Source organism: Pseudomonas sp. FDAARGOS_761, assembly GCF_013343155.1.
GTDB classification, from domain to species: domain Bacteria; phylum Pseudomonadota; class Gammaproteobacteria; order Pseudomonadales; family Pseudomonadaceae; genus Pseudomonas; species Pseudomonas aeruginosa.
Window position 1 is genome coordinate 3,292,052 of record NZ_CP054572.1, and the last position, 20,874, is coordinate 3,312,925.

23 protein-coding genes and 1 tRNA gene are annotated in these 20,874 nt (G+C 66.9%); 13 read left to right on the forward strand and 11 right to left on the reverse strand.

Translation table 11 applies throughout. The annotated features are described in order from the left end of the window. Window positions 1-83 precede the first annotated feature (83 nt). Window positions 84-1,430 carry a class II 3-deoxy-7-phosphoheptulonate synthase gene (locus FOC67_RS15285; RefSeq protein ID WP_009313881.1) on the forward strand — a complete coding sequence of 449 codons (1,347 nt, stop codon included), beginning with the start codon at window positions 84-86 and terminating at the stop codon, window positions 1,428-1,430. A 40-nt stretch (window positions 1,431-1,470) separates the two neighbouring features. On the opposite strand, the gene FOC67_RS15290 is transcribed toward FOC67_RS15285, so the two are convergent. Continuing rightward, the gene (locus FOC67_RS15290; RefSeq protein ID WP_003110986.1) at window positions 1,471-2,679 is read right to left on the reverse strand and encodes a winged helix-turn-helix domain-containing protein; all 1,209 of its coding nucleotides are present in this window, start codon (window positions 2,677-2,679) and stop codon (window positions 1,471-1,473) included. An 82-nt stretch (window positions 2,680-2,761) separates the two neighbouring features. Beyond that, entirely contained in the window at window positions 2,762-2,995 is a 234-nt protein-coding gene (locus FOC67_RS15295) for a DUF1127 domain-containing protein (protein ID WP_003090935.1), read from the reverse strand. Between the two features lie 96 nt (window positions 2,996-3,091). Here FOC67_RS15295 and FOC67_RS15300 point away from each other — a divergent pair, with 96 nt between their 5' ends. Further along, window positions 3,092-3,946, forward strand: a complete 855-nt coding sequence (locus FOC67_RS15300; protein WP_003090936.1) for a LysR substrate-binding domain-containing protein — start codon at window positions 3,092-3,094, stop codon at window positions 3,944-3,946. Between the two features lies 1 nt (window position 3,947). Here the strand turns inward: FOC67_RS15300 and FOC67_RS15305 are convergent, their stop codons facing one another. Then, window positions 3,948-4,697, reverse strand: a complete 750-nt coding sequence (locus tag FOC67_RS15305) for a sulfite exporter TauE/SafE family protein (RefSeq protein WP_009313880.1) — start codon at window positions 4,695-4,697, stop codon at window positions 3,948-3,950. Between the two features lie 100 nt (window positions 4,698-4,797). On the opposite strand from FOC67_RS15305, the gene FOC67_RS15310 reads away from it, so the two are divergent. The 3 genes from FOC67_RS15310 (at window position 4,798) to ohrR (FOC67_RS15320) (ending at window position 6,868) form a co-directional block, all read left to right on the forward strand. Then, entirely contained in the window at window positions 4,798-5,754 is a 957-nt protein-coding gene (locus FOC67_RS15310; RefSeq protein WP_009313879.1) for a LysR family transcriptional regulator, read from the forward strand. Between the two features lie 85 nt (window positions 5,755-5,839). Continuing rightward, window positions 5,840-6,295, forward strand: a complete 456-nt coding sequence (ohrR, locus tag FOC67_RS15315) for a hydroperoxide stress response transcriptional regulator OhrR (RefSeq protein WP_003090940.1) — start codon at window positions 5,840-5,842, stop codon at window positions 6,293-6,295. Between the two features lie 144 nt (window positions 6,296-6,439). Beyond that, window positions 6,440-6,868 carry an organic hydroperoxide resistance protein OhrR gene (gene ohrR, locus FOC67_RS15320; protein WP_003090941.1) on the forward strand — a complete coding sequence of 143 codons (429 nt, stop codon included), beginning with the start codon at window positions 6,440-6,442 and terminating at the stop codon, window positions 6,866-6,868. A gap of 84 nt (window positions 6,869-6,952) precedes the next feature. On the opposite strand, the gene efp is transcribed toward ohrR (FOC67_RS15320), so the two are convergent. Next, window positions 6,953-7,519, reverse strand: a complete 567-nt coding sequence (gene efp / locus FOC67_RS15325; RefSeq protein ID WP_003090942.1) for an elongation factor P — start codon at window positions 7,517-7,519, stop codon at window positions 6,953-6,955. A gap of 42 nt (window positions 7,520-7,561) precedes the next feature. After that, window positions 7,562-8,692: an elongation factor P maturation arginine rhamnosyltransferase EarP gene (gene earP, locus FOC67_RS15330; protein WP_009313878.1), complete on the reverse strand. Its 1,131-nt coding sequence runs from the start codon at window positions 8,690-8,692 to the stop codon at window positions 7,562-7,564. Window positions 8,693-8,847: 155 nt separating this feature from the next. Between earP and FOC67_RS15335 the strand changes: the two genes are divergently transcribed. Beyond that, a tRNA-Ser gene (locus FOC67_RS15335) sits at window positions 8,848-8,937 on the forward strand. 416 nt (window positions 8,938-9,353) lie between these two features. Beyond that, entirely contained in the window at window positions 9,354-9,605 is a 252-nt protein-coding gene (oprI, locus tag FOC67_RS15340; RefSeq protein ID WP_003090944.1) for an outer membrane lipoprotei OprI, read from the forward strand. A 123-nt stretch (window positions 9,606-9,728) separates the two neighbouring features. Here the strand turns inward: oprI and FOC67_RS15345 are convergent, their stop codons facing one another. From FOC67_RS15345 to tesA, 3 genes are all read right to left on the reverse strand, one after another. Continuing rightward, a complete protein-coding gene (locus tag FOC67_RS15345) occupies window positions 9,729-10,700 on the reverse strand; it encodes a L,D-transpeptidase family protein (RefSeq protein WP_003090946.1) in 972 nt (323 codons plus the stop codon). A gap of 77 nt (window positions 10,701-10,777) precedes the next feature. Beyond that, the gene (locus tag FOC67_RS15350) at window positions 10,778-11,056 is read right to left on the reverse strand and encodes a hypothetical protein (protein ID WP_003090947.1); all 279 of its coding nucleotides are present in this window, start codon (window positions 11,054-11,056) and stop codon (window positions 10,778-10,780) included. Window positions 11,057-11,111: 55 nt separating this feature from the next. Next, the gene (gene tesA / locus FOC67_RS15355; protein ID WP_003119867.1) at window positions 11,112-11,717 is read right to left on the reverse strand and encodes an esterase TesA; all 606 of its coding nucleotides are present in this window, start codon (window positions 11,715-11,717) and stop codon (window positions 11,112-11,114) included. 10 nt (window positions 11,718-11,727) lie between these two features. Between tesA and FOC67_RS15360 the strand changes: the two genes are divergently transcribed. From FOC67_RS15360 to greB, 3 genes are read left to right on the forward strand one after another with little or no spacing between them, the layout of a single operon-like run. Next, window positions 11,728-12,411, forward strand: coding sequence for an ABC transporter ATP-binding protein (locus tag FOC67_RS15360; RefSeq protein ID WP_003090949.1), 684 nt, complete (start codon window positions 11,728-11,730; stop codon window positions 12,409-12,411). A gap of 8 nt (window positions 12,412-12,419) precedes the next feature. Beyond that, the gene (locus tag FOC67_RS15365; RefSeq protein ID WP_083842296.1) at window positions 12,420-14,912 is read left to right on the forward strand and encodes an ABC transporter permease; all 2,493 of its coding nucleotides are present in this window, start codon (window positions 12,420-12,422) and stop codon (window positions 14,910-14,912) included. Window positions 14,913-14,963: 51 nt separating this feature from the next. Further along, window positions 14,964-15,470, forward strand: a complete 507-nt coding sequence (greB, locus tag FOC67_RS15370; RefSeq protein WP_003090951.1) for a transcription elongation factor GreB — start codon at window positions 14,964-14,966, stop codon at window positions 15,468-15,470. A 12-nt stretch (window positions 15,471-15,482) separates the two neighbouring features. On the opposite strand, the gene FOC67_RS15375 is transcribed toward greB, so the two are convergent. Next, window positions 15,483-15,800 carry a hypothetical protein gene (locus FOC67_RS15375; RefSeq protein WP_003090952.1) on the reverse strand — a complete coding sequence of 106 codons (318 nt, stop codon included), beginning with the start codon at window positions 15,798-15,800 and terminating at the stop codon, window positions 15,483-15,485. A 176-nt stretch (window positions 15,801-15,976) separates the two neighbouring features. Here FOC67_RS15375 and thpR point away from each other — a divergent pair, with 176 nt between their 5' ends. From thpR to FOC67_RS15390, 3 genes are all read left to right on the forward strand, one after another. Next, window positions 15,977-16,525 carry an RNA 2',3'-cyclic phosphodiesterase gene (gene thpR, locus FOC67_RS15380; protein WP_009313876.1) on the forward strand — a complete coding sequence of 183 codons (549 nt, stop codon included), beginning with the start codon at window positions 15,977-15,979 and terminating at the stop codon, window positions 16,523-16,525. Window positions 16,526-16,720: 195 nt separating this feature from the next. After that, the gene (lipA, locus tag FOC67_RS15385; RefSeq protein WP_003090955.1) at window positions 16,721-17,656 is read left to right on the forward strand and encodes a triacylglycerol lipase; all 936 of its coding nucleotides are present in this window, start codon (window positions 16,721-16,723) and stop codon (window positions 17,654-17,656) included. A gap of 49 nt (window positions 17,657-17,705) precedes the next feature. Next, the gene (locus tag FOC67_RS15390) at window positions 17,706-18,728 is read left to right on the forward strand and encodes a lipase secretion chaperone (RefSeq protein ID WP_003160579.1); all 1,023 of its coding nucleotides are present in this window, start codon (window positions 17,706-17,708) and stop codon (window positions 18,726-18,728) included. Between the two features lie 167 nt (window positions 18,729-18,895). Here FOC67_RS15390 and FOC67_RS15395 read toward each other — a convergent pair whose 3' ends face one another. Beyond that, complete coding sequence (locus FOC67_RS15395) at window positions 18,896-19,330, reverse strand: DoxX family protein (protein WP_003090958.1); 435 nt, start codon at window positions 19,328-19,330, stop codon at window positions 18,896-18,898. Window positions 19,331-19,428: 98 nt separating this feature from the next. Further along, entirely contained in the window at window positions 19,429-20,859 is a 1,431-nt protein-coding gene (locus tag FOC67_RS15400) for a transglycosylase SLT domain-containing protein (RefSeq protein WP_003452390.1), read from the reverse strand. Between the last annotated feature and the right edge of the window lie 15 nt (window positions 20,860-20,874).

Sequence of the window (20,874 nt, forward strand, 5' to 3'; positions counted from 1 at the left end):
ATTGCAACGATCGCTGGCGGCGCTGCGGCGAGCTGCTCTACCATGCCGCAATCCGCTTTCCCGAGCATTGCCAAGAGTCGTAGATGAGCCAGTCCTGGAGCCCCGAGAGCTGGAGGGCCAAGTCGATCCAGCAACAACCCGAGTACCCCGATGCCGCGCACCTGGCCAGGGTCGAGCAGACCCTCGCCGGATACCCGCCGCTGGTCTTCGCCGGCGAGGCTCGCGAGCTGCGCCGGCAGTTCGCCGAAGTCACCGCCGGACGCGCCTTCTTGCTCCAGGGCGGGGATTGCGCGGAAAGCTTCGCCGAATTTTCCGCGGCGAAGATCCGCGATACCTTCAAGGTACTGTTGCAGATGGCGGTGGTAATGACCTTCGCCGCCAGCTGCCCGGTAGTGAAGGTCGGGCGCATGGCTGGCCAGTTCGCCAAGCCGCGCTCCTCCGGCGACGAAACGCAGAACGGCGTGACCCTGCCTGCCTATCGCGGCGACATAGTCAACGGCATCGGCTTCGACGAGAAGAGCCGCGTGCCGGACCCGGAGCGCCTGTTGCAGGCCTACCACCAGTCCACCGCCAGCCTCAACCTGTTGCGCGCCTTCGCCCAGGGCGGCTTCGCCGACCTGCACCAGGTGCACCGCTGGAACCTCGACTTCATCGCCAACTCGGCGCTGGCCGAGCGCTACCAGCAACTCGCCGACCGCATCGACGAGACCCTCGCCTTCATGCGCGCCTGCGGCCTGGACAGCGCGCCGCAGCTCCGCGAAACCAGCTTCTTCACCGCCCACGAAGCGCTCCTGCTGAACTACGAGGAAGCCCTGACCCGCCGCGACAGCCTGACCGGCGAGTGGTACGACTGCTCGGCGCACATGCTCTGGATCGGCGACCGCACCCGCCAGCTCGACGGCGCTCATGTCGAGATGCTGCGCGGCGTAGGCAATCCGATCGGGGTCAAGGTCGGACCGAGCATGGACAGCGAGGAGCTGATCCGCCTGATCGATATTCTCAACCCGGACAACGATCCGGGCCGCCTCAACCTGATCGTGCGGATGGGTGCCGACAAGGTCGGCGACCACCTGCCGCGCCTGATCCAGGCCATCCAGCGCGAGGGCCGCCAGGTGCTGTGGAGTTCCGACCCGATGCACGGCAATACCATCAAGGCCTCCAGCGGCTACAAGACCCGCGACTTCGCCCGCGTGCTCGCCGAAGTCCGCCAGTTCTTCGAGGTGCACCAGGCCGAAGGCAGCTACGCCGGCGGCATCCACATCGAGATGACCGGGCAGAACGTCACCGAATGCATCGGCGGTTCGCGACCGATCACCGAAGACGGCCTCAGCGACCGCTACCACACCCACTGCGACCCGCGGCTGAACGCCGACCAGTCGCTGGAACTGGCCTTCCTGATCGCCGAAACCCTGAAGCAGGTACGCCGCTGAGCGCGCCGCGGCCGCTCCCGCCGCCCGGCGGGAGCGTTCGCTAGAGCAGCACCCCGCGCAAGCGCACCGCCAACTCCCCGCGCCCCTCGATCGCCACCGTCGCCAGGCCCAGCCAGGCGGCCATGCTGCGCAACTGCTCGGCCAGCTCGTGCAGGGCGGCATCGTCCATGCCGTTCGCCTCGGCATGCAGCGCATGCACCGCCAGGCGCTCCCGCGCCCGCTCGGCGCGAAGGTCGACGCGGCCGACCAGACGGCCGTTGTACAGGAATGGCAGCACGTAGTAGCCGTACACGCGTTTTTCCTTCGGCGTGTAGATCTCCAGACGATAGCGGAAATCGAACAGGCGCTCGGCCCGCGCCCGCTCCCAGACCAACGAGTCGAAGGGCGAGAGCAAGGCACTGGCGCCCAGCCGCCTCGGCACCTGCGGTTCGCCGGGGCAGTAGGCCGGCTGGCTCCAGCCCTCGACCCGGACCGGCAGCAGCTCGCCAGCCTCCACCAGTTCGGCGAGGCGCGCGCGGCTCTGCGCCGGGCTCAGCCGATAGTAGTCGCGCAGGTCCTTTTCGGTGGCCACGCCCAGGGCGCTCGCCGCCATCCGCAACAGCTCGCGCTGGGCCTGTGCCTCCGAAAGCTCGGGACGCGCCAGCAATTCCGCGGGAAACACTCGCTCCGGCAGGTCATAGAGCCGCTCGAAGCCGCGCCGTCCGGCCACCGTCAGCTCACCGGCGGCGAACAGCCATTCCAGCGCATGCTTTTCCGCGCTCCAGTCCCACCAGGGACCGGCCCGCTCCTGCCGCGTGCTCAGGCTGCCGGCACCCAGCGCGCCTTGCTCGCGCACCGCCTGCAACACCTGGCGGATCAGTGGCTGCTGTTCCCGGCCGAAACGTGCCAGTTGCTGGTAGATGCCCTGGCCGTCGGCGGCCTGACGCATCCGCCAGCGCATCAGCGGGTAGTGCTCCAGCGGCAGCAGCGAGGCCTCGTGCCCCCAGTATTCGAACAACTGGCGGTGACGGCCGACACTCCAGGCCGCCTCGTCGAGCAGCGTCATGGAGTAGGGACCGAGGCGGGAAAACAGCGGCAGGTAGTGCGAGCGCACCAGCGCATTCACCGAATCGATCTGTAGCAGGCCGAGGCGCGCGAGCATTTCGCGCAGATGCCGCCGCTGCACGCTGCGGCGCGTCCGCCGGCCGTCGAAGCCCTGCGCGGCCAGGGCCAGGCGGCGGGCTTCGGCGAGGGAAAGCGAAAGACTCATGGAGCGCCCCAGTCGATGAAGGAGACTGCGAGTCTATCGTGCCCCCGCCGCCGCGCCAGCCCGGCGCGCCGCTGCGGTTCGCTCAATGCCGACGCAGCGGGTCGTCCCAGAAATGCCGCTCGCCCTCTTGGAAGATATCCGCCCGACTCAGGCCGAGGTCCTTCAGCGCTTCGTCGCTCATCCTCAGCAGTTCCCGGCGCTCGCGGGCCAACTGCAACCAGCGCCGCCAGCGACGCCACAACGACGGCGCAGCGGTCGAGGCGGGATGGGATGCAGCGTGGCAGTGACTGCCGAAATAATCCTGTTGACCTTTCATCGTCTTGCCCTCCGTTCGGGATAGGCACAGTCTCCCGCCAGGCATAGGATCAATCCAACGAATCATTCTTATGCAATGCATCTTGGAGATTGATGAATGAGCTACCAGCCCGGCATCGATACGGAATTGCTCCGCACCTTCGTCGCCATCGCCGAGCACGGTGGTTTCACCCGTGCCGCGGAGGCGGTGAATCGCACCCAGTCGGCGGTCAGCATGCAGATGAAGCGGCTAGAGGAGGACGTCCTGCAGCGCTCGCTGTTCGAGCGCGACGGAAGACAGACCCGCCTCACCGCCGAAGGCCAGGTGCTGCTCGGCTATGCCCGGCGGATCCTCAAGCTGCACGGCGAGGTGTTCAACACCCTGCGCCGCCCGCACATGGTCGGCTCGGTGCGCATCGGCACCCCGGACGACTACGTGATGCGTTTCCTCCCGGCGATCCTGTCGCGCTTCGCCGAAGCCTATCCGCTGGTGCAGGTCGAGGTGCATTGCGACACCTCGCTCAACCTGCTGGCGCGCAACGACCTCGACCTGTCCATCGTCACCCGTGAGCCGGGCACCGAGATCGGCCAGTTGCTGCGCCAGGAGCCCTTCGTCTGGATGGCCGCCGAGGGCTTCTGCCCCCACGACCAGCGGCCGATCCCGCTGGCCATGTTCAACACCACCTGCTTTTGCCGGGCCTGGGCCTGCAACGCCCTGGAGGCGGCGGAACTGGACTACCGCATCGCCTACAGCAGCCCCAGCCTGTCGGCGCTGTTCGCGGTGGTCAGCGCCGGCCTCGCCGTGACCGTGCAACTGCGTAGCCTGCTCACCGGCAACCTGCGCATCCTCGACGAGAGCGAGGGCCTGCCCGCCCTGCCCTCGGCCAGCATCATGCTGATGCGCAACCCGCACAGCCAGTCGCCGGTCACCGAGAAGCTCGCCGAATACATCGGCGAGGGCTTCCGTCTCTGACTCAACCGCGCACCAGCAGGAGCACCGCGCACAACGCGAGGAAGGCACAGAAGGCCATGCGCAGGCTGCGCTCGGGCACGGCGTGGGCCAGCCTCACGCCCCAGGAAATGCTCAGCAGGCCGCCCAGCGCCAGGGGGATTCCCATCCGCCAGTCGACATGACCGTGCATGGCGTAGGTCCCCAGCGCCACCGCCGTGCTCGGCGCGGCCAGGGCCAGCGCGAGGCCCTGGGCGACGACCTGGGCGAGGCCGAACACCGAAGTCAGCACCGGTGTCGCCAGCACCCCGCCGCCCACCCCGAAAAGCCCGCCGAGCGAACCTGCGCCAAGGCCCAGCACGCCCATCCAGGGCAAGCCGTAGCGCGGCGTCGCGCCGCCCTGCGGCGGGCGCCGGAACAGGCGCCAGAACATGTAGCCGGCCAGCGCCAGGAGGAAGATCACGAACGCTTCGCGCATCCGCGCCGCATCGATCCGCGCGGCCACGCTGGACGCCAGGAACGCGCAAAGCAGGCCGGTCAGGGCAAGGACTCCGGCCTGGCGCGGATCGATGCGGTTGCGCTGGTGGTAGCGCCACAACGCCAGCACCACGTTCGGTACCACCATCACCAGCGCGGTACCCTGCGCCAATTGCTGGTCGAGGCCGAAGATCACCCCCAGCGCCGGGATCGCCAGCAGGCCGCCGCCTATCCCGAACAGACCGCCCAGGCAACCGAGCACCATCCCCAGCAGGAAATCGAGAAATACATCCAGCATGTCAGCCCCTCTTTCGACGCCTCCATGCTAGGCAAGCGTGGCTGGATGGGAAACGCACAAGAAAGCACAATGGCTATGCCAATCACGCAAAGGCATGAGCATGTTGCCCGATACCCTCAGCGAACAGTTCGTTCTCTACCTCGATGTCCTCGATGGCGGCAGCTTCTCCGCCGCTGCCCGCAAGCACCCGCTCACCCCATCCGCCGTGGCGCGCCGGATGGACGCCCTGGAGCGCGCCGTCGGCAGCACCCTGCTGGTGCGCACCACCCATGCGGTACGCGCCACGCCGGCCGGCCTGGCCTTCGCCGACCGCGCCCGGCGGATCGTCACCGAACTGCGCCTGGCCCGCGCCGAAGCGGTGTCCCTGAGCACCGCGCCGCAGGGCCTGATCCGTATCGATGCGCCGGTGCCCTTCGGCCGCCGCCACCTGGCCCCGGCGATCGCCGACTTCCTCAAGGCCAACCCCGGCCTGGACGTGCAATTGCGCCTGATCGGCAGCTTCATCGACCTGCAGGGCGAACATCTCGGCGAGGTCGACCTGGTGTTGCGCGCCGGCCCGCTGCCCGACAGCCGCCTGGTGGCCACTTCGCTGGCGCCGATGGTGCGGGTGGTCTGCGCCAGCCCGGAGTACCTGCGCGAACACGGCGTTCCCGCATCCCCCGGCGAACTGCCGGAGCATGCCGCCATCGATTGGGACAACCTGTCGCCACCCTATGCCTGGCGCTTCCAGCACGACGGCAAGCTCCAGCACCTGCGGCCGAAACGGACGCGGCTGGCCACCAATAACGCCGAAGCGATGGTCGACGCGGCGCTGGCCGGCCTCGGCATCGCCCACCTGCCGACCTGGCTGTGCAGCGAGTACCTGCTGCGCGGCGAACTGCAGGCACTGTTCTGCGACGACGGCTTGCCCGCCGCCGAGCCCACCTGCATCTATGCCCTGCGCCTGGAACGCGAAGCCAGTTCGCGAACCCGCCTGCTGCTGGCTTTCCTCCGCGAGCGCTTCGGTTTTCCGCCACCCTGGGACCAGACCCTGCAGCAGCGTCTCGGCGAGCGCTGAAGACACCACCCGGCGGGAAACCTGGAAAGCCAATAGCCACTACGCTAAATTCATGCACAGCGCCCTACTTACTTGGAAGACAGCCATGTCCCGACTGCCCACCACCCCTTGCGAGCAGCTCAAGCTGGACAACCAGCTGTGCTTCGCCCTGTATTCCACCTCGCTGCAGATGACCAAGGTCTACAAGCCCCTGCTGCAAGCGCTCGGCCTCACCTATCCGCAGTACATCGCCATGCTGGTGCTATGGGAACGCGACGGCCTGACCGTGGGCGAAATCAGCGCACGCATGCTTACCGACCCGGGATCGCTCACGCCTCTGCTCAAGCGCCTGGAGGGCGAAGGTCTGATTACCCGCACTCGCAGCAGCGAAGACGAACGCGTAGTCCTGCTGCGCCTGACCGACAAGGGCCGCGCCCTGCAGCGACAGGCCGAGAGCATTCCCGCCTGCATCCTGGAGAGTACCGGCCTCGACTTGCCACAGCTGGTCGCCCTCAAGGATGAGCTGCTGGCCCTGCGCGGCAACCTGCAAGCACCGGACTGAGGGGCTTATACCTACCTGTCTGGTTTTTATCGCCAAATCTTCCAACGATTTATCTTGCGCACAAAATAGCATGACGATAAATTTCATTTCACGCACTTACTTAGCGCGCAAGAAATTAACGCACAACCTAGACAGGTGACCCTCATGCAAACCATCAAGGCTCTCTACACCGCAAGCGCAACCGCCACCGGAGGCCGTGACGGCCGTGCGGTATCCTCGGACGGCGTGCTCGACGTGAAACTCAGCACTCCGCGCGAACTGGGCGGCCAGGGCGGCGCGGCCACCAACCCGGAACAACTGTTCGCCGCCGGCTACTCGGCCTGCTTCATCGGGGCCCTGAAGTTCGTTGCCGGCCAGCGCAAGCAGACCCTTCCCGCCGACGCCTCGATAACCGGCAAGGTCGGCATCGGCCAGATTCCCGGCGGCTTCGGCCTGGAGGTCGAACTGCACATCAGCCTGCCGGGCCTGGAGCGCGAAGCCGCCGAAGCGCTGGTAGCCGCCGCCCACCAGGTCTGCCCCTACTCCAACGCTACCCGCGGCAATATCGACGTACGCCTGAACGTGTCGGTTTGAAGCTTCTGACTCTCCGCGCCGCGGCGGCGGACAGCGGAAACGAAAAAGCCCGGCGAATGCCGGGCTTTTTCTCGTCGCGCGGGATCAGGCCTTGACGCGGGACTTGTACTCGCCGGTGCGGGTATCGATCTCGATCGAGTCGCCGATTTCGCAGAACGCGGAAACCTGCAGCTCGGCGCCGTTGTTCAGGCGCGCGGTCTTCATCACCTTGCCCGAGGTGTCGCCGCGGACGGCCGGCTCGGTGTAGGCGATCTGGCGAACGATGGTAGTCGGCAGCTCTACCGAGATCACCTTGTCGTTGTAGAACACGGCTTCGCAGATGTCGGTCATGCCGTCTTCGATGAAGGTCAGCACGCCTTCCAGATCGTCTTTCTCGATCTCGTACTGGTTGAACTCGCTGTCCATGAAGACGTACAGCGGGTCGGCGAAGTAGGAGTAGGTCACTTCCTTGCGATCGAGGATGATCGGCTCCAGCTTGTCGTCGGCCTTGAACACGGTCTCGGTACCGGCGCCGGTCAGCAGGTTCTTCAGCTTCATCTTGACGACGGCAGCGTTACGGCCGGACTTGTTGAACTCGGCCTTCTGGATGACCCAGGGAGCGCCATTGATGTTGGCAACCTGGCCGGCGCGGAACTCTTGAGCGGTTTTCATACGAATATCCGATGGATGAAAGACAAAAAATCAGGCCGCGTATCATAGCCAATCTGCGTAAAATTGCACCAGCCTTGCCGCAAGATCCGGACGCATGCCCTGTTCGTCGGCCCAGCGCTGCGCTTCCCTACGCCACTCGGGCAGTTGCCTCTCCAGCCCCTCCCAGGCCCCGGCAAGTCCACCGCCGGCGTTCCACGCCAGCCAGAAGGTGCGCAGGTTTTCCGCCAGGTCGACGGGCAGGCCGGCGCAATAGAGTTCGAGGAATGCCTCGAGCTTCGCCAGGTGCGCCTCCTCTTCCTGTCTATAGATGTGCCAGAGCAGCGGCCGTCCCGCCCACTGCGCGCGAACGAAGGAGTCCTCGCCGCGCACCGCGTTCAGGTCGCAGCACCACAACAGGCGATCGTAGTCGTCCTGCGCCATGAACGGCAGCACCTGGACCCGCAACGCGTCGCGCACGTGGACGTCCCCGACGGCCAGGGTAGCCACCCGCAGCCAATCGGCGACATCCGCCAGCACCCGCCCCTCCGGCACCAGCAGCAGGCTCGGCTGGCGGGCGTCGCGCAGTTGTTCCAGCCAGCCAGGCAGCGCCGGGTTTTCGTAGGCAAACAGCGAAATCAGTCGCTCGCCAACCTTCCGCCGCACGCCGAGGGAGGCGAGAAACTCATCCTGCGCCGAGGCAGAGGCCTGGAAACGGCGCCGACGTTCCAGCAGGCCGGCCTCGCGCAACAGGCCGCCACTGGGCTCGCGGAACCCGGGAAAGAAGAAGTACTTGGAAAGCCCGCACGCCTGCAGCGACGGCAATGCGTGGCAACTGCCGATCCATTCCTCGGCACTCAGGTACTCCAGGTTCAGCCACAGGGACGGCCGCTCGCGCTCGCGCATGGCCTGCCGGTGCGCCTCCGGCAGTTCGCAGGCGAAGGCCTCGATCACCACGTCGGCGGCCGCCACCGGTGCCCACGGCCGGCCCCAGGCACGCACTTCGACCCCATCCAGGCTCTGCACGTGCGCCGCCGGGTCCGCCCGCGGACAGATCCGGGCGAAGGCCTGCGGCTCGTCCACCCACAGGCGCACCGCCTGACCGTGCTCGGCGGCCAGTTGGCGAGCCAGGCGCCAGGTGACGCCGATGTCGCCATAGTTGTCGACCACGCTACAGAAAATCTCCCAGCTCGCCATCCGCCTCTCCTCTTCGTGCCCGGCAGTCTACCAAGGCACCCCGCGGACTTTCCTCCGACGACCTAAGCCGATGAAAAAGTTAAAAAAATATTTGCCAAGCGGGAAATGTTCGAGTAAATTGCGCGCCTCGACAGACACGGCGCTGTCGAGAACCTGGTGAGGTGTCCGAGTGGTTGAAGGAGCACGCCTGGAAAGTGTGTATACGGGAAACCGTATCGAGGGTTCGAATCCCTCCCTCACCGCCAGATCGCAAGAAGGCCCGGCTAATCAAGTTAGCCGGGCCTTTTTCATTTCCGCACCAATACTTACGGCATTTCCGGCAACATGCTGGCAACTTAGTTGTTACTTGCCACTCCCCGCCAAGTCGATAAGCGCCAGCCACTCCGGCGGAACATTCTCGACAACCCGGCAGCCCTCATCCCCCGCCTCTTGCAGCAACTCTACCCAAGGTCCGGGAAATTGCTTACTTGCGCCGCACGCTGGATATTTTTTGAACAAACGACACTCCAACTACTGCTAAAGTCGGGGGGACTAAAAAAAAAGTTGCTCGGCTTGCGCTTGGTCAGTTTACTTACTACAAGTAATGGGTAGTATGTAGCCGGCTAATTTCCCCGGCTGGGGAGATTGCTGTTATGGAAATGTCCACCTTAAGGGGAACACGATGAACAACGTTCTGAAATTCTCTGCTCTGGCTCTGGCTGCTGTTCTGGCCACCGGTTGCAGCAGCCACTCCAAAGAAACCGAAGCTCGTCTGACCGCTACCGAAGACGCAGCTGCTCGTGCTCAGGCTCGCGCTGACGAAGCCTATCGCAAGGCTGACGAAGCTCTGGGCGCTGCTCAGAAAGCTCAGCAGACCGCTGACGAGGCTAACGAGCGTGCCCTGCGCATGCTGGAAAAAGCCAGCCGCAAGTAATAGGTCTCACGACCTGTTGAAAACCGGTCCCTCGGGGCCGGTTTTTTTATGCCTGCGTTTCGCCGGGCATGAAAAAACCCGCGTCCCTTGCGGGTACGCGGGCCTCTGCCTCGACGCTCTCCGTCAGGGCGTAAGCTGGGTAGGATCGCTATCCACCGTCGCGGTCATCGCCGGCGCCGATTCCTGGGCGATTTCCACCGGCACGCCATCCTCCGAGGCCACCACTTCGCGGACCACGTCCCAGTTCAACTGGATACGCTTGGCCAGGTCGTCGCGCTTGAGCAGGGTATTGATCACCGCGGTGTGCTTATCCACCACCGACGGGTCGCCATGGTCGTTCAGCGGCGTATGCGCCTCCAGGTAGACCTTGCCGTTGCTCACGCCGAACTTGTAGGGCTCGTTGATGATACGCACGCTGGTGCCGACGCTGATCATCGAGAACAGGTGGGTCACGTCGGCGTTGTACATGCGGAAGCAGCCATGGCTGGTGCGGGTGCCGATGCCGAACTTCTTGTTCGAACCATGGATCAGGTAGCCCGGCACGCCCAGGGTCAGCTTGTACGGTCCCAGCGGATTGTCCGGGCCCGGCGGCACCACGGTCGGCAGCGGATCGCCATCGGCGGCGTGCTCGGCGCGGATCGAGGCCGGCGGATACCAGGCCGGGTCCTTGGTCTTGGCGGTGATGCGGGTGTTCGCGATCGGCGAACCCCAGCCCTCGCGGCCGATGCCCAGCGGATAGGTGTGCACCACGTTCTGCCCTTTCGGGTAGTAGTACAGGCGGTACTCGGCCAGGTTGATCACCACGCCTTCGCGCGGGCCAGGCGGCAGCACGAAGCGGGTCGGGATGATCACCTCGGTGCCGACGCCCGGCAACCAGGGATCGACGCCGGGGTTGGCGGCGACCATTTCGCTGTAGCCCAGGTTGTACTGCTCGCCGAGGTCGGCGAAAGTGTCCTCGTACTTGGCCTTGATCACCTGGACCTGGCCGACGACGTCCTCGCCCGGAGGCGGGAGCTGCAGTTCCAGGGCCGATGCGGAGCCGGCCGAAAGCAGCGCGGCGAAAGACAGTGAGACAACGGGTACGCGCGACAACATTCCGGAGAATCCTTGGCGAGTGCGATGAAGGAGTAGGAAAGACAGTGTAACACCCCGCCAGGTTTCACCGGGAGGGCTCAGACCAACCAGGACAGGCGCTCCCCGCGCTTTTCCGCCTCCAGTTGTTTCCGGCAATCGGGACACAGCAGCCGGTCGCGCAGACGCGCCCGTTCCAGCGGCTGCCAGCGCGGCTGGGCCGGCAGCAGCTTGCCGCAAAGCGTGCGGTCCGCCGGGGTATCCAGCTCCAGCTGACGCGCCACCACATGCACCCGGACCTCGCGACAGGCGAACAGGTCCAGCTGATCGTCGGGCTCGATCAGTTGATAGGCGTAGAGGGTCCAGGCGGGACGCGGCATGGGGGGCTCCTGAGGGGTGCGCAACCTTAGCCGAAAGCGGTTTCCCGGGGAAGTCTCAAAGCAGCGGTTTCAGCGTCGGCCAGACATTTTCCAGGAGCCTCGGCTGGGCGGCGAGCGCCGGATGGATGCCATCCGCCTGCATCATCCCCTGGACCCCGCCGACCCCTTCGAGGAAAAACGGCACCAGGGCGGTCTTTTCCTGCGCCGCAACCGCGCCGTAGACCTTGGAAAAGGCCTCGATGTAGCGCGGGCCGTAGTTCGGCGGCAACTGGATACCCAGCAGCAGCACCTTCGCCCCTTCCGCCCGGGCCTTTTGCGCCATGCTGGCAAGATTCTGTTGCAATTGCGCCGGCGCCATTCCGCGCAGCCCGTCGTTGCCTCCCAGCTCGATCACCACCAGCGCCGGCTTCTCCTCGGCAAGCAGCGCCGGCAGGCGCGCCAGGCCGCCCGCGGAGGTGTCGCCGCTGATCGAGGCGTTCACCACCCGGTAGTCGTAACCTTCGTCGGCGAGGCGCTTCTGCAACAGGGCGACCCAGCCCTGGCTGGTATCCAGTCCCAAAGCGGCGCTGATACTATCGCCCACGACCAACAGCGTCTGCGCCGCGGCCTGCTGGGTCAGCAGGACCAGGGCCAGGCAGCCGCTCAACAGCAATGCACGCATCGGAACCTCCATGAGCGCCAGCATTCTCAACGCGCAGAACCTTAGCAAGGTTGTCGGTAGCGCGGAAGGCAAGTTGACCATCCTCCACGACCTCTCCCTCGACCTCGCCCGCGGCGACAGCCTGGCGATCGTCGGCAGCTCCGGCTCCGGCAAGTCGACCCTGCTCGGCCTGCTCGCCGGGCTCGACCAGCCCAGCGGCGGCGAGGTCCGTCTCGCCGGGCACGCCCTCGGCGACCTCGACGAGGACCAGCGGGCGCGCGTCCGCGCGGCCCATGTAGGCTTCGTGTTCCAGTCGTTCCAGTTGCTCGACAGCCTCGATGCGCTGGAGAACGTGATGCTGCCCCTGGAGCTGGAAGGCCGCGCCGACGCTCGCCAGCGCGCCAGAGAACTGCTCGAGCGAGTCGGCCTCGGCCAACGCCTGGGCCACTATCCGCGCCAGCTCTCCGGCGGCGAGCAGCAGCGGGTCGCCATTGCCCGTGCCTTCGCGGCGGAGCCGGACGTGCTGTTCGCTGACGAACCCACCGGCAACCTCGACAGCGCCACCGGCGAGCGGATCAGCGACCTGCTCTTCGAACTCAACCGCGAACGCGGTACCACCCTGGTCCTGGTTACCCACGACGAGCGTCTGGCGCATCGCTGCCGGCGCCTGATCCGTCTGGAAAGCGGACGCCTGATCGACCGGGTCGAACCCTGATGAAGCCGGTGCCCCTCTCCCGCCTACTGAGCCTCGCCGGTCGCCAATTGTTCCGCGAGTCGCGCAGCGGCGAGCTGCGCGTGCTGTTCTTCGCCCTGCTGATCGCGGTCGCCTCGAGCACCGCCATCGGCTATTTCAGCGCCCGCCTGAACGGCGCCATGCTCGCCCGCGCCGCCGAGTTCCTCGGCGCCGACCTGGTGCTCAACGGTACCCAGCCGGCAAGCGCCGAACAGATCGAACGCGGCACCCGTCTGGGCCTGCGCCACGCCGACAGCGTCGAGTTTTCCAGCGTGATCGCCACCGACCAGGGCATCCAGCTCAGCAGCATCAAGGCGGTCGGCGACCGCTACCCCTTGCGCGGCCAGCTCAAGAGCGCTGCCGCGCCGTTCGCCGCCGAGCAGGCCGGCGGTCGTCCGCAGGTGGGCGAGGTATGGGTCGAATCGCGCCTGCTGGTCAGCCTCGACCTGAAGGTCGGCGACAGCATCGAGATCGGCCGCAAGCCGCTGCGCATCGCGCGCATCCTCACCTACGAGCCGGACCGCGCCGGCGACTTCTACAGCCTGACGCCCCGCGCCATGATGAGCCTGGCCGACCTCGATGCCACCGGGGTGGTCCAGCCGGGCAGCCGGGTGCGCTACCGCGATCTGTGGGAAGGCCCGCCGGAAGCCCTCCAGGCCTATCGCCAGCAGGTCAAGGGCAGCCTCGCCGCCAACCAGCGCCTGCAGGATGCCCGCGACGGCAACCGCCAGGTGGGCGATGCCCTCGGCCGTGCCGAGCGCTACCTGAACCTGGCCAGCCTGGCCGCGGTGCTGCTCGCCGGCGTCGCCGTGGCGCTGTCCGCCGCCCGTTTCGCCGCACGGCGCTACGACGCCAGCGCGCTGCTGCGCTGCCTCGGTCTGTCGCGCAGCGAAACCCTGCTCCTCTACGCGCTGCAACTGTTGCTGCTGGGCCTGCTCGCCAGCGCCATCGGCGCCCTGCTCGGCTGGTTGGCGCAGCTCGGCCTGTTCCGCCTGCTCGCCACGCTGCTGCCGCCGGACGTACCGGCCGGCGGCCTGTTCCCCGCCTTCGCCGGGATCGCCACCGGCCTGGTAGCACTGGCCGGCTTCGCCCTGCCGCCGCTGGCAGCCCTGGGCCGGGTACCGCCGTTGCGGGTCCTGCGCAGCGACCTGCTGCCGGTGCCGATGCGCACCTGGATGGCCTACGCCTGCGCCCTGCTCGCCCTGGGCCTGATCATGTGGCGGTTGAGTCTCGACCTGAAGCTGACCCTCGCCCTGCTCGGCGGCGGCCTGGTCGCCACGCTGGTGCTCGGCGCCCTCCTGCTGCTCGGCCTGAACGGCCTGCGCCGGGCACTGGCGCGTGCCAGCCTGCCATGGCGGCTGGGACTCGGCCAGTTGTTGCGGCACCCGCTGGCCGCCGCCGGACAGAGCCTGGCCTTCGGCCTGATCCTGCTGGCCATGGCCCTGATCGCCCTGCTCCGCGGCGAACTGCTGGATACCTGGCAGGCCCAGTTGCCGCCGGACGCCCCCAACCATTTCGCCCTGAACATCCTGCCGACGGAAAAGGACGCCTTCGAACGTCGCGTGCAAAAGCTCTCCCCCGGCGCCGAGCCGCTGTTCCCCATGGTTCCCGGGCGCCTGGTAGCGGTGAACGGCAAGCCGGTCCAGGCGCTCGACGAAGACGTGCGCAGCGAGCGTGCCCTGCAGCGCGACCTCGGCCTGACCTGGTCGGAGCGACTGCCCTCCGGCAACCAGCTCACCGCCGGACGCTGGTGGAGCGCGCCGCAGCCGGGGGCCCTGCCGGGCGTGTCGGTGGAAGAGAAGCTGGCCGCCAACCTGCGTATCCAGGTCGGCGACCGGCTCACCTTCAGCGTCGCCGGGCAGAATCGCGAGGTCCAGGTCCAGAGCCTGCGCAAGGTGAAGTGGGACAATTTCCAGCCGAACTTCTTCATGGTCTTCCAGCCCGGCACCCTGACCGACCTGCCGGTGACCTACCTGACCAGCTTCTACCTGCCGGCCAGCCAGGAACGCGACCTGATCGAACTGGCCCGCGCCTTCCCCACCGTCACCCTGCTGCCGGTAGACGCCCTGCTGAGCCAGCTGCGGAGCATCCTCGACCAGGTCACCCTGGCCGTGGAGTACGTGCTGGTGTTCGTTCTCGCGGCGGGCTTCGTGGTGCTCTTCGCCGGCCTCCAGGCGACCCTCGACGAGCGCGTGCGCCAGGGTGCCCTGCTGCGCGCGCTGGGTGCCGAGCGCGAGTTGCTGCAACGTACCCGGCGGGTCGAGTTCGCCCTGCTCGGCGCAGTCAGCGGCCTGCTCGCGGCGCTCGGCTGCGAGGCGGTCAGCCTGCTGCTCTACCGACTGGTCTTCGACCTGCCGTGGCAAGCGCACCCCTGGTTGCTCGCGCTGCCTCTGGTAGGCGCCGTGCTGGTAGGCGGCGCCGGCCTGCTGGGTACCCGTCGCGCCCTCAACAGCAGCCCGCTGCGGGTCCTGCGCGAGGGCTGATCGGATACACTGGCAGGCTTTCATCCGTTCATTTGTGGAACCACCCGAACCATGAGTCGCTATCGTCCACCGCGCACCGCCGGCACCCCGCTGATCACTCCGGAGGGCGCCGCGCGGTTACGCGCAGAGCTGCATGAACTCTGGCACGTGCGCCGTCCCCAGGTGACCCAGGCGGTCAGCGAAGCCGCCGCCCTCGGCGATCGCTCGGAAAACGCCGAATACATCTACGGCAAGAAGATGCTGCGCGAGATCGACAGCCGCGTGCGCTTCCTGCGCAAGCGCCTGGAGAACCTGAAAGTGGTCGGCGAGCGGCCGGCGGATCCGAACCGGGTGTACTTCGGCGCCTGGGTGACCCTGGAAGACGAAGACGGCGAGCAGGCCCGCTATCGCATCGTCGGCCCCGACGAACTGGACCTGCGCAACAACCAGATCAGCATCGACTCGCCGCTCGCCCGCGCACTGGTCGGCAAGGAGCTGGACGCCGAGGTGCTGGTGCGCACCCCGGCCGGGGAAAAGCTCTGGTTCGTCGTCGAGATCGAATATCCGCCGGCGCCCTGAGGGGCCACGCGCTCAGCGCAGGATACGGCGGGTGATCAGGCCCTGGCGGGCGACCCGGATCAGTTGCCGGACCACCAGGTCCAGGTCTTCCGCCCCGGGGGCCTGGACCACGGCGAAGTCGAACGCGTCGCTGGGGAAGCGCGCCAGGTCCTTGCCGTCCTGGGCGAACTGGATAAGGAAGGTACGCGAACCGTTCCAGCGCTTCGGCCAGCCTTCGAGGTAACGGACGAGGGTCGGCTGGTGCGGCCCGCTGAGGAGAATCCTCGGGTTCCGCCGGACCAGGCCGGTGGTGATGGGTGCCAGGCGCAATTGCGTGCTGGGACAGGTCATGACGTCATGTCTCCGCCTCTTCGGTCCCGCTGGACAGCGGTGAGAGGCAACACCGAGCCAGCGCTTTAGCGGTATTTCGGCTGCTGCCGGGCGCCCCGCAAGTTGCTGTTTAAATCGGCGCACGCGCATCCTAGAAAAGCCGCATGGAGACTGTCAAGAAACACGCGGAGGCGCCCATGCCCGATCGCTCTCTTCGCCTGTTCTTCGCCCTGCCCTGTCCACCTCCCCTCGCCGAGCGGATCGGCCGGTGGCGCGATGACCAGCCACTGCCCGGACGCCAGGTGGCGACGGCGAACCTGCACCTGACCCTGGCCTTCCTCGGGCAGGTCCCGTCCGCTCGGCTCGAGGCCCTGCTGGACATGGCCGCGGCCATCGAGGCCGCGCCCTTCGACCTGTGTCTCGACCGTCTGCTACGCTGGAGGAACGGCATCCTGCTGCTGGCCCCCAGCCAACCGCCCGGCGCCCTCCTGCGCCTGCGCCGCGCCCTGCGCTCCGGCCTTGCCGAACTGGAGCTGCCTGTGGAAACCCGCCCATTCAGCCCCCATCTGACCCTGGCTCGCGATGTCGCGCCGCTGGAGGACGCCCCGCTACCCCCAACCTTCGTATGGCAGGTCGACCATTTCAGCCTGTTTTGCTCGCAAAACGACGCCGCGGGTGTGCGCTACCGCACACTCGGTCGCTGGGCGTTGTGCGGGGAAGATTCAAACGAGCGTTTCGCGCCGTAACAACCCGCCTCTCCCGCTCTGCCACGAAAGTTATGACCGGCCGCCAGGAAGCCGCGGATTTCCTGGCCTGGAGGAAAAAAGCCGAAGCTGGCACGGTTCCTGCGCAAGGGACAGCGAAGCGGTTCTCCCGGAAGGATTCGGGCGATGGCTGGCAGGACGCGCCCCTCGGCCCCATCAACCTGAGATGAGAACAACATGAAGAAGAAGTCTCTGCTCCCCCTCGGCCTGGCCATCGGCCTCGCCTCTCTCGCTGCCAGCCCTCTGATCCAGGCCAGCACCTACACCCAGACCAAATACCCCATCGTGCTGGCCCACGGCATGCTCGGCTTCGACAACATCCTCGGGGTCGACTACTGGTTCGGCATTCCCAGCGCCTTGCGCCGTGACGGTGCCCAGGTCTACGTCACCGAAGTCAGCCAGTTGGACACCTCGGAAGTCCGCGGCGAGCAGTTGCTGCAACAGGTGGAGGAAATCGTCGCCCTCAGCGGCCAGCCCAAGGTCAACCTGATCGGCCACAGCCACGGCGGGCCGACCATCCGCTACGTCGCCGCCGTACGTCCCGACCTGATCGCTTCCGCCACCAGCGTCGGCGCCCCGCACAAGGGTTCGGACACCGCCGACTTCCTGCGCCAGATCCCACCGGGTTCGGCCGGCGAGGCAGTCCTCTCCGGGCTGGTCAACAGCCTCGGCGCGCTGATCAGCTTCCTTTCCAGCGGCAGCACCGGTACGCAGAATTCACTGGGCTCGCTGGAGTCGCTGAACAGCGAGGGTGCCGCGCGCTTCAACGCCAAGTACCCGCAGGGCATCCCCACCTCGGCCTGCGGCGAAGGCGCCTACAAGGTCAACGGCGTGAGCTATTACTCTTGGAGCGGTTCCTCGCCGCTGACCAACTTCCTCGATCCGAGCGACGCCTTCCTCGGCGCCTCGTCGCTGACCTTCAAGAACGGCACCGCCAACGACGGCCTGGTCGGCACCTGCAGTTCGCACCTGGGCATGGTGATCCGCGACAACTACCGGATGAACCACCTGGACGAGGTGAACCAGGTCTTCGGCCTCACCAGCCTGTTCGAGACCAGCCCGGTCAGCGTCTACCGCCAGCACGCCAACCGCCTGAAGAACGCCAGCCTGTAGGACCCCGGCCGGGGCCTCGGCCCCGGCCCTTTCCCGGAAGCCCCCTCGCGTGAAGAAAATCCTCCTGCTGATTCCACTGGCGTTCGCCGCCAGCCTGGCCTGGTTCGTCTGGCTGGAACCTTCCCCCGCACCCGAGACGGCGCCCCCGGCCAGCGCGCAGGCGGGCGCAGTCCACGCCCCGCCAGCAGCCTCCGCGGGAGAAGCGGTGCCGGCCCCCCAGGTCATGCCGGCCAAGGTCGCGCCGCTGCCAACCTCCTTCAGGGGCACCAGCGTCGATGGCAGTTTCAGTGTCGACGCCAGCGGCAACCTGCTGATCACCCGCGACATCCGCAACCTGTTCGACTACTTCCTCAGCGCCGTCGGCGAAGAGCCCCTGCAGCAAAGCCTGGACCGCCTGCGCGCCTACATCGCCGCCGAACTCCAGGAGCCGGCGCGCGGCCAGGCGTTGGCGCTGATGCAGCAATACATCGACTACAAGAAGGAACTGGTGCTGCTCGAACGCGACCTGCCGCGCCTGGCCGACCTCGACGCCCTGCGCCAGCGGGAAGCCGCGGTGAAAGCCCTGCGCGCGCGGATCTTCAGCAACGAAGCGCACGTGGCGTTCTTCGCCGACGAGGAAACCTACAACCAGTTCACCCTGGAGCGCCTGGCGATCCGCCAGGACGGCAAGCTCAGCGCCGAGGAAAAGGCCGCCGCCATCGACCGCCTGCGCGCCAGCCTGCCGGAAGACCAGCAGGAAAGCGTGCTGCCGCAACTGCAAAGCGAACTGCAGCAGCAGACCGCCGCCCTCCAGGCCGCTGGCGCCGGCCCGGAAGCCATCCGCCAGATGCGTCAGCAACTGGTGGGCGCCGAAGCCACCACCCGCCTGGAGCAACTCGATCGGCAACGCTCGGCCTGGAAGGGCCGGCTGGACGACTATTTCGCCGAGAAGAGCCGGATCGAAGGCAATACCGGGCTGAGCGAAGCCGACCGCCGCGCGGCGGTCGAACGCCTGGCCGAGGAGCGCTTCAGCGAACAGGAACGCTTGCGCCTGGGCGCGCTGGAACAGATGCGCCAGGCCGAGCAGCGCTGACCGACACGGAAACGCCAAGAACGCGGCGAAGGGCGCTTCGGCGGATAACGCTACCCTCAGGGGTGCAGCCCTGGCGTGGCCGGCGAGGCGGAAACCTTGTGCTGCGCGCCGCAACGAAAAAGGGCGGCCACCCGAAGGTGTCCGCCCTTTTTCGTCGCCAGCCCGGTTCAGCGGGACAGCTTGCCGTCCAGCGAGAACTTGCCGGCGCCATCGATCAGCAGCGCCACGCTGATCATCAGCAGGGTCAGGGCATATTCATAGCCGTTGTCGGTGATGAAGAAGCCATTGCCGATGTGCACGCTGAAGATCGCCACGATCATGGTGAAGCCCACCACCACCGACGCCGGACGCACCAGCAGGCCGATCACCAGCGCCAGGCCGCCGAAGAACTCGGCGCTGCCGGCCAGGGTCGCCAGCAGGTAGCCAGGGGTCAGGCCGATGGATTCGAACCACTGCGCCATGCCGTTCAGGCCGGCGCCGCCGAACATGCCGAAGAGCTTTTGCGAACCGTGGGACATCAGGGTAAGACCGGTGACGATACGCAGGATGGCCAGGCCGGCACCGGCGTTGGTCGACAGGATGGTCTTGATCAGTGGATTCATGGTGCGTCCTCAGGTGTGGGATAAGATGGGCACACTATAGGAAAGATAATTCGATATTAAAACCGCAAAAAACGCGTTATCAATATCGAATTTATAGATTATTTTTGAGCCGTCGCCGTCTTCGCACGCACCCCGGGCTCCAGGCGAACCCGTTCGCGTTCATATGCAAGGTAGTACTTGTTGACGCTGCTGACATAACTCACCACACCCATGCCTATCTCTTCCGCAGCCACCCGCTCGACCTGGAAGAACCAGCGATTCGGATCGAGCCCCCGGCGACGCGCCTGGGTGCGCAGGTTCTGTACCCGCTCCGGGCCCATGTTGTAGGCCGCCAGGGTGAACGCCAGGCGCTCGCGTTCGTCGAGGTGCTTGCTGGAGAAGAACTGCTTGCGGATCTTGGTCAGGTAGCGACTGGCGGCCAGCACGTTGCTGTCCTTGTCGTGCACGTTGCCGACCCCGACGCTGCGCGCCGCCGCCGGGGTGATCTGCATCAGCCCGCTGGCGCCGCCGGAACCGCGCGCCTTCGGGTTCAGGTGCGACTCCTTGTAGGCCACCGCCGCCAGCGCCAGCCAGTCCATGCTGCTCTGCTGCGCGTAGCGCTGCAGCAGTGGACGGACCGCTTCCAGGCGCTTGCGGTCCGCCGCGCCGAGGGGGTTGCGGACCTTGTAGGCGCGCCGGTAGACGCGCTGGAAAGCCACGTCCTGGTCGGCCGGCGCGCGGTAGTCGGCGAGGAAGCGGTCGATGGTCGCGCGCAGGGTGCTGGCATCGCGGCGCACGTACCAGGCCATGTCGGCGCGATTGTCCAGCACCAGGTGGCGGTCGACGCGCAGCTTCGGCAGCACCTTGGCCCAGCGTTCGGCGATGGGCTGCTCGACCACGGTGAAGCCGAGGATGCCTGCCTGGACCATTTCCATCACATCCTCGACGGCCAGGGAAGCGTCCAGCTTTTCGATCCGGATCGGTGCCATGCGGCGTTGCGCCAGGCGCTGGTTGACCAGTTCGATGGCGCCCTCGGCGGCGCTGCCGGCCGGCAGCGGGATGGTCCGCCCGGACAACTGCTCCAGGCGCGTGTAGCGCCGGTTGCCCTTGCGCGCCACCAGCACCAGCGGCACATCGGCGCGCACCGGCGCGCTCGGGCTGACCTGCAGGCCGTCGTGCGCCGGCAGCAGTTCGCCGGGGGCGACCAGGTCGCCTTCGCCACGCTGCAGGGCGGCAAGCAACTGGTCCTTGGGCTTGGGTATGAGCTTGAGGGTGAGGTTCCGCGCGGACGGCGAGCGGCTGTTGAGGTATTGCTCGAAGGCGCGCAGGCGACGGTACTCGACGCCAATCGGCTCGCCCTTCACCTCACCCGAGCTGTTGCGGCTCTGGTTGACCAGCACCTTGAGCACGCCAGCGCGGCGGATGCTCGCCAGGTCGCGGGTCTCCGGCTGTTCCCTGTGCCAGTTGTCCGGCTGGCCGGTGATGCGCGCAGCCGCCGGCAAGGGTGCGAGCACCAGCAGGCAAAGCGAAAGCAGCAACAGACGCGTCATCCAGGTCTCCAGAGG

Excerpts from the sequence above, each read along its gene's own strand:
- tesA (WP_003119867.1), bottom strand. The coding sequence starts at position 11,717 with ATGCGTGCATTGCTGTTGAGCGGCTGCCTGGCCCTGGTCCTGCTGACC.
- ohrR (WP_003090941.1), top strand. The coding sequence starts at position 6,440 with ATGCAAACCATCAAGGCTCTCTACACCGCAAGCGCAACCGCCACCGGA.
- FOC67_RS15295 (WP_003090935.1), bottom strand. The coding sequence starts at position 2,995 with ATGAAAGGTCAACAGGATTATTTCGGCAGTCACTGCCACGCTGCATCC.
- thpR (WP_009313876.1), top strand. The coding sequence starts at position 15,977 with ATGCCCGATCGCTCTCTTCGCCTGTTCTTCGCCCTGCCCTGTCCACCT.
- FOC67_RS15350 (WP_003090947.1), bottom strand. The coding sequence starts at position 11,056 with ATGCCGCGTCCCGCCTGGACCCTCTACGCCTATCAACTGATCGAGCCC.
- efp (WP_003090942.1), bottom strand. The coding sequence starts at position 7,519 with ATGAAAACCGCTCAAGAGTTCCGCGCCGGCCAGGTTGCCAACATCAAT.
- FOC67_RS15400 (WP_003452390.1), bottom strand. The coding sequence starts at position 20,859 with ATGACGCGTCTGTTGCTGCTTTCGCTTTGCCTGCTGGTGCTCGCACCC.
- FOC67_RS15300 (WP_003090936.1), top strand. The coding sequence starts at position 3,092 with ATGAGCTACCAGCCCGGCATCGATACGGAATTGCTCCGCACCTTCGTC.
- FOC67_RS15285 (WP_009313881.1), top strand. The coding sequence starts at position 84 with ATGAGCCAGTCCTGGAGCCCCGAGAGCTGGAGGGCCAAGTCGATCCAG.
- FOC67_RS15360 (WP_003090949.1), top strand. The coding sequence starts at position 11,728 with ATGAGCGCCAGCATTCTCAACGCGCAGAACCTTAGCAAGGTTGTCGGT.
- lipA (WP_003090955.1), top strand. The coding sequence starts at position 16,721 with ATGAAGAAGAAGTCTCTGCTCCCCCTCGGCCTGGCCATCGGCCTCGCC.
- greB (WP_003090951.1), top strand. The coding sequence starts at position 14,964 with ATGAGTCGCTATCGTCCACCGCGCACCGCCGGCACCCCGCTGATCACT.
- FOC67_RS15305 (WP_009313880.1), bottom strand. The coding sequence starts at position 4,697 with ATGCTGGATGTATTTCTCGATTTCCTGCTGGGGATGGTGCTCGGTTGC.
- earP (WP_009313878.1), bottom strand. The coding sequence starts at position 8,692 with ATGGCGAGCTGGGAGATTTTCTGTAGCGTGGTCGACAACTATGGCGAC.
- FOC67_RS15290 (WP_003110986.1), bottom strand. The coding sequence starts at position 2,679 with ATGAGTCTTTCGCTTTCCCTCGCCGAAGCCCGCCGCCTGGCCCTGGCC.
- FOC67_RS15375 (WP_003090952.1), bottom strand. The coding sequence starts at position 15,800 with ATGACCTGTCCCAGCACGCAATTGCGCCTGGCACCCATCACCACCGGC.
- FOC67_RS15395 (WP_003090958.1), bottom strand. The coding sequence starts at position 19,330 with ATGAATCCACTGATCAAGACCATCCTGTCGACCAACGCCGGTGCCGGC.
- ohrR (WP_003090940.1), top strand. The coding sequence starts at position 5,840 with ATGTCCCGACTGCCCACCACCCCTTGCGAGCAGCTCAAGCTGGACAAC.
- FOC67_RS15345 (WP_003090946.1), bottom strand. The coding sequence starts at position 10,700 with ATGTTGTCGCGCGTACCCGTTGTCTCACTGTCTTTCGCCGCGCTGCTT.
- oprI (WP_003090944.1), top strand. The coding sequence starts at position 9,354 with ATGAACAACGTTCTGAAATTCTCTGCTCTGGCTCTGGCTGCTGTTCTG.
- FOC67_RS15310 (WP_009313879.1), top strand. The coding sequence starts at position 4,798 with ATGTTGCCCGATACCCTCAGCGAACAGTTCGTTCTCTACCTCGATGTC.